The following is a 1,644-nucleotide window of genomic DNA, read 5'->3' on the forward strand; positions in this document are numbered from 1 at the left end:
ACATCGCGATGGCGGGCGACGAGATCGTCATGCCCGAGAATGCCTTCCTGATGATCCACGATCCCTCCGGCCTCGTCATGGGCACGGCGGCGGACATGCGCGAGATGGCCGGGACGCTGGACAAGATCGCGGCCGGCATGCTGCGCGGCTACGCCGCCCGCTCGGGCAGGCCCGAGGAGGAGATCGCCGGGCTGATGGCCGCCGAGACCTGGCTCACAGCGGCCGAGGCGCTGGAGGCAGGTCTCGCCACGCGCCTGGCCGAGCCGGTGCGCATCGCCGCGCGCTTCGATATCGCCCGGTTCCGCAACGCGCCGCCAGCGCTGGTGGACGCGGTCGAGACCCCAGATCCGGAATACGCCAAGACGGAAACCGACATCGTTGACGACGCCAACGATGTCGCGTCGGTCCCCGATCCCGCGCCGCAGCCCGTGGCCGACGATCCGGACGGCCCCATGGCAGACGCCAGCACGGCTCCGAACGCCACCGCCATCCGCGCCGAGGCCATCGCCCATGCCCGGGCCGTGGTCGATCTCTGCCGCCTCGCGGGTCAGCCGCAGATGGCCGGGCGCTTCCTCGAGGAGGACGCCAGCCTCGACGCGGTGCGCAGCAGCTTGCTGGACACGAAGGCCGAGGCCGCGCCGGAGATCACGCCCCATCACCCGCAACCCGGCCGCAGCGCCACGACCCGTCCCTGGGGCGACGTGATCGCCCGCACCTTCAAGCTCAAAGGATAGGCTCCCATGACCACGCTTTCTGAGTCCACCCACCCCGGCGGCTTCCTCGTCTGGGAAGCCCATCGCGACTACACCCGAGAGACCGTCACCGTTGCGTCCGGCACGCTCTCACCCGGCACCGTGCTGGGTCAGATCACCGCCTCGGGCAAATACGCCGCCCACGACCCCGACGCCACCGACGGGACAGAGACCGCCGTCGCCGTGCTCTGGGGCAAGGCGGACGCCAGCGGCGGCGATGCACCGGCCGTGGCGGTGGTCCGCGGCCCCGCCATCGTCAACCGGCATGATCTCGTCTTCGCGGGCACGCCCAGCGATCCCGAGGTCGCCGCCGCCCACGCCGCGCTCTTCGCCGCGGGCATCATCGTCCGCTGATCCGAAACCGACAGGAGGCATCAACATGGCCACCATGGACATCTTCGAAGGCGATGCCTTCACCATCGTCGAACTCACCCGCGCGCTCGAGAGTATCCCCTACAAGCCCGCCATCCTGTCGGGCGCGGACCTCTTCGGCGCCCGCGGTGTGCGCAGCCGCACCGTGATGATCGAGAGCCGCGACGGCACGCTGTCGCTGATCCCGTTCTCCGAGCGTGGCTCTGCCTACGAGAGCCAGACGCCTGAACGCCGCGAGATGCGGGCGTTTGTCTGCCGGCAGTTCAAGAAGCAGGACGTGCTCTGGGCCTCGGAGATCCAGGCGATCCGCGACTTCGGCTCGGAAACCGCGGTGCAGCAGGTGCAGGCCGAGGTCGCCCGCAAGCTGGGCCGCCTGCGCAACGACGCCGAGGCCACGTTCGAGTTCCACCTCTTCAACGGCATCCAGGGCGTGGTGAAGGACCCCAGGGACGGCGCCACGGTGATCGATTACCACGCCGAGTTCGGCATCACCCCGGCCACGGAGGTCGACTTCGACCTC

General features: G+C 69.9%; 3 protein-coding genes. All 3 read left to right on the forward strand.

Annotated features, from left to right (window positions below):
- Window positions 1-734: Clp protease ClpP (locus ROE7235_RS19525; RefSeq protein WP_147434293.1), on the forward strand; the 734-nt coding region annotated here is incomplete at its 5' end.
- 6 nt (window positions 735-740) lie between these two features.
- Entirely contained in the window at window positions 741-1,106 is a 366-nt protein-coding gene (locus ROE7235_RS19530; RefSeq protein WP_050664254.1) for a head decoration protein, read from the forward strand.
- 25 nt (window positions 1,107-1,131) lie between these two features.
- Window positions 1,132-1,644: major capsid protein (locus tag ROE7235_RS19535; protein ID WP_183073604.1), on the forward strand; the 513-nt coding region annotated here is incomplete at its 3' end.

Origin of the sequence: Roseinatronobacter ekhonensis (assembly GCF_900499075.1) — a bacterium.
GTDB lineage: Bacteria > Pseudomonadota > Alphaproteobacteria > Rhodobacterales > Rhodobacteraceae > Roseinatronobacter > Roseinatronobacter ekhonensis.

Coding starts and splice junctions, on each gene's coding strand:
- ROE7235_RS19530 (WP_050664254.1), top strand. CDS start 741: ATGACCACGCTTTCTGAGTCCACCCACCCCGGCGGCTTCCTCGTCTGG.